The 6866-nt window shown below is 71.3% G+C and carries 6 protein-coding genes; 3 read left to right on the top strand and 3 right to left on the bottom strand.

The genetic code is table 11. The features are described from left to right. Nucleotides 1–274 precede the first annotated feature (274 nt). The 3 genes from ACGF07_RS22360 to ACGF07_RS22350 are packed head-to-tail and all read right to left on the bottom strand — an operon-like array spanning nucleotide 275 to nucleotide 3506. The gene (locus tag ACGF07_RS22360; protein WP_392901424.1) at nucleotides 275–1351 is read right to left on the bottom strand and encodes a threonine aldolase family protein; all 1077 of its coding nucleotides are present in this window, start codon (nucleotides 1349–1351) and stop codon (nucleotides 275–277) included. After that, the gene (locus ACGF07_RS22355) at nucleotides 1348–2109 is read right to left on the bottom strand and encodes an SDR family NAD(P)-dependent oxidoreductase (RefSeq protein WP_392901410.1); all 762 of its coding nucleotides are present in this window, start codon (nucleotides 2107–2109) and stop codon (nucleotides 1348–1350) included. Before ACGF07_RS22355 ends, ACGF07_RS22360 begins: the two co-directional genes overlap by 4 nt. Next, nucleotides 2106–3506 carry a DUF6421 family protein gene (locus ACGF07_RS22350; RefSeq protein WP_350748132.1) on the bottom strand — a complete coding sequence of 467 codons (1401 nt, stop codon included), beginning with the start codon at nucleotides 3504–3506 and terminating at the stop codon, nucleotides 2106–2108. The genes ACGF07_RS22355 and ACGF07_RS22350 overlap by 4 nt, the downstream gene beginning before the upstream one ends. Nucleotides 3507–4114: 608 nt before the next feature. Between ACGF07_RS22350 and ACGF07_RS22345 the strand changes: the two genes are divergently transcribed. From ACGF07_RS22345 to ACGF07_RS22335, 3 genes are read left to right on the top strand one after another with little or no spacing between them, the layout of a single operon-like run. Then, on the top strand, nucleotides 4115–4999 hold the full coding sequence (locus tag ACGF07_RS22345; RefSeq protein ID WP_350748129.1) for an ABC transporter substrate-binding protein: 885 nt from the start codon (nucleotides 4115–4117) through the stop codon (nucleotides 4997–4999). Nucleotides 5000–5031: 32 nt separating this feature from the next. Continuing rightward, nucleotides 5032–5907, top strand: coding sequence for an amino acid ABC transporter permease (locus ACGF07_RS22340; protein ID WP_392901408.1), 876 nt, complete (start codon nucleotides 5032–5034; stop codon nucleotides 5905–5907). After that, nucleotides 5904–6662 (top strand): amino acid ABC transporter ATP-binding protein, encoded by a 759-nt coding sequence (locus tag ACGF07_RS22335; protein WP_350748125.1) that lies wholly within the window; start codon nucleotides 5904–5906, stop codon nucleotides 6660–6662. Before ACGF07_RS22340 ends, ACGF07_RS22335 begins: the two co-directional genes overlap by 4 nt. Nucleotides 6663–6866 lie beyond the last annotated feature (204 nt).

Here is a 6866-nt window from a genome sequence, read left to right as displayed (position 1 = left end):
CGTTGACTTTTGGCACGCTGTTGAGTTCTCAAGGAACGGACACTTCCTTCAGGCCGCCTTCCAGCGGGCCCTCCGGGCGCTTCGTTCTTTCGTTTCTCCAGCTTATCAGATGTTTTCCGCTCCATTTTCCGGAGTTTCATTCATCGGATTCGCTTTCCGCCTTGTCGCCCCGGTCTCCCGCGGCGACTCCGGAACTGTACGGGCACCGACCCGCCACATGCAAATCGTCCCGCCCCGCAGTCGCGGGACGGGACGATCAGCGGTCGGCGGGCCGTCAGGCGCGGCCCATCTCCTCGGCGATGGCCGCCGCGAAGGCGTCGATGTCGGCCTCCGAGGTGTCGTACGCGCACATCCAGCGGACTTCTCCGGTGTGCTCGTTCCAGAAGTAGAAGCGGTAACGCTTCTGCAGCCGCTCGCTCACCTCGCGCGGGAGGACGGCGAAGACCGCGTTCGCCTGGACGGGGCGAACGACCTCGACGCCGTCGATCTTGCGGACCGCCGCCTCCAGCCGGCTGGCCATCGCGTTGGCGTGGCCGGCGTTGCGCAGGTAGAGGTCGCCCGAGAGCAGCGCTTCGAACTGCACCGAGAGGAAGCGCATCTTCGAGGCGAGCTGCATCGAGGTCTTGCGCAGGTACTTGATGTTGCGCACCCGCTCCGGGTTGAGCACCACCACGACCTCGCCGAAGAGCAGACCGTTCTTCGTGCCGCCGAAGGAGAGGACGTCCACGCCCACGTCGGTGGTGAAGGCGCGCAGCGGCAGGCCGAGCGAGGCGGCCGCGTTGGCCAGGCGGGAGCCGTCTACGTGGACCAGCATGCCCAGCTCGTGGGCGTGCTCGGTGATCGCGCGGATCTCGTCGGCGGTGTAGAGGGTGCCGAGCTCGGTGCTCTGGGTGATGGAGACCGCGAGCGGCTGCGCGCGGTGCTCGTCCCCGAAGCCCCAGGCCTGCTGGTCGAGCAGCTCGGGGGTGAGCTTGCCGTCCGGCGTGGGGACGGTGAGCAGCTTGATGCCGCCCATCTTCTCCGGGGCGCCGCCCTCGTCCACGTGGATGTGGGCGGTCTCTGCGCAGACCACGGCGCCCCAGCGCGGCAGGAGCGCCTGGAGGGCGACCACGTTGGCGCCGGTGCCGTTGAAGACGGGGTACGCCTCGGCCTTGTCGCCGAAGTGGCGGCGGAAGACGTCCTGGAGGTGCGCCGTGTAGTCGTCCTCGCCGTAGGCGACCTGGTGGCCGCCGTTGGCGAGGGCGATCGCGGCGAGGACCTCCGGGTGGACGCCGGCGTAGTTGTCGCTGGCGAAGCCGCGGACGGCGGGGTCGTGCCGCCGTACCGCGTCCGTTCGGGTGAGCTCGGTCATCGGGCTGTCAGCCACAGGTGCTGTCCGTTCAGTTCTGCTGCGGGGCGGTCCCAGAGGCCCGCCAGGTGGCCGGCGAGGTCGGCGGTGTCGGTGAAGCCGGCGAACTTCGCCTCCGGCTTCTCGGCCCGCATCTCGGGACTGACCAACGCCTTGATCACCAGGATGGCAGCCGCCGCGGTGGGCTCACCGTCCGGGGAGGTGGTCTCCTTCTTGAAGGAGTCGGCCATGGCGAGGGTCCAGGCCTCGGTGGCGGCCTTGGCGGCCGCGTAGGCGGCGCCGCCCGCGGTGGGCTTGTGCGCGGCCGAGGCGGAGATCATCGCGTAGCGGCCGGCCTGGCTGCGGACCAGCGCGGGCTGGAAGGCCAGCGAGGTGTGCTGGAGGGTCCGCACGACGGTGTCGTGCAGGAAGTCCCAGTCGTCCAGGCGGGTGTCGAAGAAGGTCTTGCTGCCGCGCCAGCCGCCCACCAGGTGGAACAGGCCGTCGACGTGGCCGTGCTCGGCCTCCAGGTGGTCGGCCCAGTCGTGGACCTCCTGCGGGTCGAGGAGGTCGATCACCTGGCCGCTGACCTTGGCGCCGCGGACCGCGACGCGGGTGGCGTCGAGTGCCGAGTCCAGTCGCTGGGCGTCGATGTCCGCGCCGATCACGGTGGCGCCGTCGGCGGCCAGGCGGCGCAGCACCGCCTGGCCGGCCGGGCCACTGGCCCCGGCGACGGCGATGACCTTGCCGGCCAGCTTGGTGTCGGGGGTGGTGGTGGTCACGCGGCAACTCCCTGGATACCGGCGCCGGTGATGCCGGCGGTGGCGGCGATGACGCCGCTGAGCTTCTTGGACAGGGCCTCGTAGAACATGCTCAGCGGGAACTCGTCCGGGAGCACGGCGTCGCACAGCGCCTTGTTGAGGGCCTTGCCGTCGGTGATGTCGAGCGGCAGCGCCTCCGGGCCCTTGGCCCAGGTGGAGGCCGGGTGCGGGGTGAGGTAGCGGGAGACCAGCTGGTAGGCGGCGATCCAGTGGGCCGGCTTGGGCCGGTCGATGCCGTCGCGGTAGAGGGTCTCGATCTCGCCGCAGAGCGCGTTGGTGACCTGCTGGGCGCGGTCCCAGTCGATGCTGAGGCGGTTGTCGCGCCAGCGCAGCGCGTCGTGCTTGTGCAGGTAGGCGAAGAGCAGCTGGCCGCCGAGGCCGTCGTAGTTGCGGACGCGGTCGCCGGTGACCGGGAAGCGGAACAGGCGGTCGAAGAGGATCGCGTACTGGACGTCGCGGGCGTGCGGGTTGCCCTCGGCCTCGAGCTTCACCGCCTCCTTGAAGGTGGTGAGGTCGCAGCGGAGCTCCTCCAGGCCGTACATCCAGAACGGGCTGCGCTGCTTGATCATGAAGGGGTCGAACGGCAGGTCGCCGTGACTGTGGGTGCGGTCGTGGACCAGGTCCCAGAGGACGAAGGTCTCCTGGGCGCGGTGCTGGTCCTCGAGCAGGCCCTCGGCGTCGGCCGGGATCTCCAGGCCGAGCTGCTGGACGGCGCTGGTGGTGACGGCGCGGAAGCGGGCGGCCTCGCGGTCGCAGAAGATGCCGCCCCAGGTGAAACGTTCCGGCGCCTTGCGGACGGCGACCGTCTCGGGGAAGAGGACGGCGGAGTTGGTGTCGTAGCCGGCCGTGAAGTCCGTGAAGGTGATCGGCACGAACATCGGGTTGTCGAAGCGGGTGCGCTCCAGCTCGGCCAGCCAGTCGGGCCACACGACGCGCAGCAGCACGGCTTCCAGGTTGCGGTCCGGGTTCCCGTTCTGGGTGTACATCGGGAAGACGACCAGGTGCTCCAGGCCGTCCTCGCGCTGGTCGGCGGGCTGGAAGGCGAGCAGCGAGTCCAGGAAGTCGGGCTCCCGGAAGCCGGTGTCGGCCCACTTGGCCAGGTCCGCGTCGACGGCCGCCAGGTACGCGGCGTCGTGCGGGAAGTTCGGGGCGAGTTCCTTGACGGCGGCCCGGACGGTCGCGACCAGCGGGTCGACGGTGTGCCGCTGGACGGCGGACAGGTCGATCGAACCGTCCTTGGACTGCAGCGGGCGCAGCGCCTCGACGGCTTCCTTCAGGCGCAGCCACGCCGGGTGGGCGGCGAGGGTCGAAACCGGGGCGTCGGCCGCCGCAGCGAGCCTTGGCGAAAGATTCTGCATCGTGGACTCACTTCGGCAGGAGTTATTCAACGAGGACACCATAGATACGAAAGGTTCTCCCGTTCAAGGGGGGTCGGACGGACAAAGCTCCGGCGTCCTGGCGCCACGGCCCGAAATCCTGCGCCGGGAACCGCAGTCCGGCATGTGGACACTGATCTGGATGTCCTGGACAGATGTGCTGCTCTGATGCGAACCTCCCGGCATGTTCCCGGCGGTGATCACGGTGGCCGAACGCCACGACGGCCCGTACCGGCCGCGCTCCCGTCGGCAGACGGCGCGTCGGCAGACCGGCCGTCGCTGTCGCGCGGGCGGCCGCGGCGACCGCTGTCGTCCCTGGTGTTGACCCGGTCGCGCCGCCGCCCCTGTCACGCTGCCGAGCCGGCCGCGGTCGGCGGTCCGCCACCGTGTCGATCCGCCGCCCTGTCGAGCCGGCCCGAGGACGCCGCGCACGCGGGCCCGTACGCCGACCATGCCGTGTGTGTCCCGGCGCCGCCACCGGGGAAGTGACCCGCCGGGACGCGTCCCGCCCCGCCCGCGGCGCCGAGCCCTTCCTCCTCCACCCCGTCCCGCTTCGCCGCCCTGCCCGGTCCTTCCTCTGGAGCGCTGCCATGACCCTCCGCAAGCCGTCCGCCGCACTGCCCCTCGCCGCCCTGGTGATCGCCGCCACCGCGCTGACCTCGTGCGCGCCGCAGCAGGCCGGGTCCGGCGGGTCCGCCGCCTCGGGGACGGCGGGTGCGGCGGCGGCCTGCGCGCCCGGCGCGCTGGCCACGCGCACGGCGGGGAAGCTGACCGTCGGCACCGACCAGCCGGCCTACGACCCGTGGTTCTCCGAGGACAAGCCGGAGAACGGCAAGGGCTTCGAGTCGGCCGTGGCGTACGCGGTGGCGGAGAAGCTGGGCTACCCGAAGGAGAAGGTCGGCTGGGTGGTCTCGCCGTTCGGCAAGGCGACCGCGCCGGGTGCCAAGGACTTCGACTTCGACATCAACCAGGTGTCCATCAGTGACGAGCGCAAGCAGGCGGTGGACTTCTCCTCCGGCTACTACGACGTGCGTCAGGCCGTCATCGCGCTGAAGAACTCCAAGGCCGCGAACGCGAAGAGCATCGCGGACCTCAAGGACACCAAGCTCGGCGCGCAGGTCGGCACCACGAGCCTGGACACCATCACCGGCACCATCAAGCCGAACAACCGGCCGGCCGTGTTCGACTCCAACGACCTGGCGAAGGCCGCGCTGAAGAACGGCCAGGTGGAGGCGTTGGTGGTGGACCTGCCGACGGCCTTCTACATCACCGGCGCCGAGGTGCCGGAGGCCCAGGTGGTGGGCCAGTTCGAGGCCGCCTCCGGGAGCGAGCAGTTCGGCCTGGTGCTGGACAAGGGCTCGCAGCTGACCTCCTGCGTGTCCCGGGCGGTGGACGCGCTGCGGGCGGACGGGACGCTGGCGAAGCTGGAGAAGCAGTGGCTGTCGGACGCCGTCTCGGCACCGGTCCTGAAGTGAGCGGGGACGCGCGGCCGGCCGGCCCGGTCACTTTGACCGGTCCCCCGGAGCAGGACGACGACGGGTACCGCCCGTCGGCGCGGCGGCTGGCCCACCAGGCGTACCGGCGCCGCCGGGCCCGGCGTTCGGCGCTGGTGGCGACGGCCTCGACCGTGGTGACGGCGGCGGCGCTGTACCTGCTGGTCGTCAACTCCCCCGGCTGGGAGGTGACGCGGAAGGCCTTCTTCAACGCGGACTACGCCCGCCAGGCGCTTCCGGAGGTCCTGAAGGGCCTGCGGCTCAACCTGGAGCTGATGCTCGGCTGCGGGGCGCTGATCCTGGTGTTCGGCCTGCTGCTCGCGGTGCTGCGGACGCTGCGCGGGCCGGTGTTCCTGCCCGTGCGACTGCTGGCCACCGTGTACGTCGACTTCTTCCTCGGCCTGCCGATGATCATCTGCCTGCTGGTGATGATCACCGGGGTTCCGGCGCTGCGGCTCAGCGGGGTGACCACCGATCCGCTGCTGCTCGGCGGGGCCGCGCTGGTGCTGACGTACTCGGCGTACGTCTCGGAGGTGTTCCGCTCGGGCATCGAGTCGGTGCACCCGAGTCAGCGGGCGGCCGCGCGGTCCCTGGGGCTGACCAACGCCCAGGCGATGCGGTACGTCGTGCTGCCGCAGGCGGTGCGGCGGGTGGTGCCGCCGCTGATCAACAACCTGGTCAGCCTGCAGAAGGACACCGGGCTGGTCTCGATCGGCGGGGCGATCGACGCGGTGTACGCCGCGAAGATCATCGCGGCGCGCTCCTTCAACTTCACGCCGTACCTGGTGGCCGGGCTGGTGTTCATCGCGCTCACCATCCCGCTGACCCGGGTCGCCGACTGGCTGACCACCCGGATGAACCGCCGGCAGCTGCAGGGAGGGGCGGTATGAGCGGCACGGAGGTGCTCCGGCTGGAGTCGGTGCGCAAGACCTTCGGCGGCCAGGTGGTGCTGCGCGACGTGGACCTCGTGGTGCCCGAACACTCGGTGACGGCGCTGATCGGGGCGTCCGGCTCCGGGAAGTCGACGCTGATGCGGTGCGTCAACCTGCTCGAGGGGATCGACGACGGGGCGATCTTCCTGGACGGCGAGGAGATCACCGACCCGCGCGCGGACGAGGACGCCGTGCGCCGCAGGATCGGGGTGGTGTTCCAGTCGTACAACCTGTTCCCGCACATGACGGTGCTGGAGAACATCACGCTCGCACCGCGTCGGGTGCACCGGGTCGGACGGGCCGAGGCCGAGGCGCGGGCGCTCGAACTGCTGGACCGGCTCGGGCTGGCGGGCAAGGCGAAGGAGTACCCGGACCGGCTCTCCGGCGGGCAGCAGCAGCGCGTCGCCATCGTCCGGGCGCTGGCGGCCGGCCCCCGGCTGCTGCTGCTCGACGAGATCACCGCGGCGCTCGACCCGGTCCTGGTGGGCGAGGTGCTGTCGGTGGTCCGGGACCTGAAGGAGCAGGGCATGACGATGGTCCTCTCCACCCACGAGATGGGTTTCGCACGGGAGGTCGCCGACCGGGTCTGCTTCCTGGACGGCGGGGTGGTGCTCGAACAGGGGCCGCCGGAGCAGGTGTTCGGGGATCCGCGCGAGGAGCGGACCCGGCAGTTCCTCCGCCGGGTGGTCGCCTCGGGCCGGCTCCAGGGCTGAGCGGGCCCGGGCGGCGGTCGGGCCGGGTCGGCGTACGGAGCGCGTGGCGCCGCAGTGCGCCCCGCGGTGCGGAGGGCCGGGTCGCTGTGCGGGAGCGGGGTCGCGGTGCGGGGAGCCGGGTCTTGGCGCGAGCAGCCCGGTTGCGGCCGGGTCGACGGGTGGTGAGAAAGGGGCCGCACCACAGTGGGCACCACTGTGCGCCCC

Origin of the sequence: Kitasatospora sp. NPDC048194 (genome assembly GCF_043202455.1) — a bacterium.
In the GTDB taxonomy this organism is placed as follows: domain Bacteria; phylum Actinomycetota; class Actinomycetes; order Streptomycetales; family Streptomycetaceae; genus Kitasatospora.
This window is presented reverse-complemented; position numbering and strand designations above follow the sequence as displayed.

Coding starts and splice junctions, on each gene's coding strand:
- ACGF07_RS22345 (WP_350748129.1), top strand. CDS start 4,115: ATGACCCTCCGCAAGCCGTCCGCCGCACTGCCCCTCGCCGCCCTGGTG.
- ACGF07_RS22350 (WP_350748132.1), bottom strand. CDS start 3,506: ATGCAGAATCTTTCGCCAAGGCTCGCTGCGGCGGCCGACGCCCCGGTT.
- ACGF07_RS22360 (WP_392901424.1), bottom strand. CDS start 1,351: ATGACCGAGCTCACCCGAACGGACGCGGTACGGCGGCACGACCCCGCC.
- ACGF07_RS22335 (WP_350748125.1), top strand. CDS start 5,904: ATGAGCGGCACGGAGGTGCTCCGGCTGGAGTCGGTGCGCAAGACCTTC.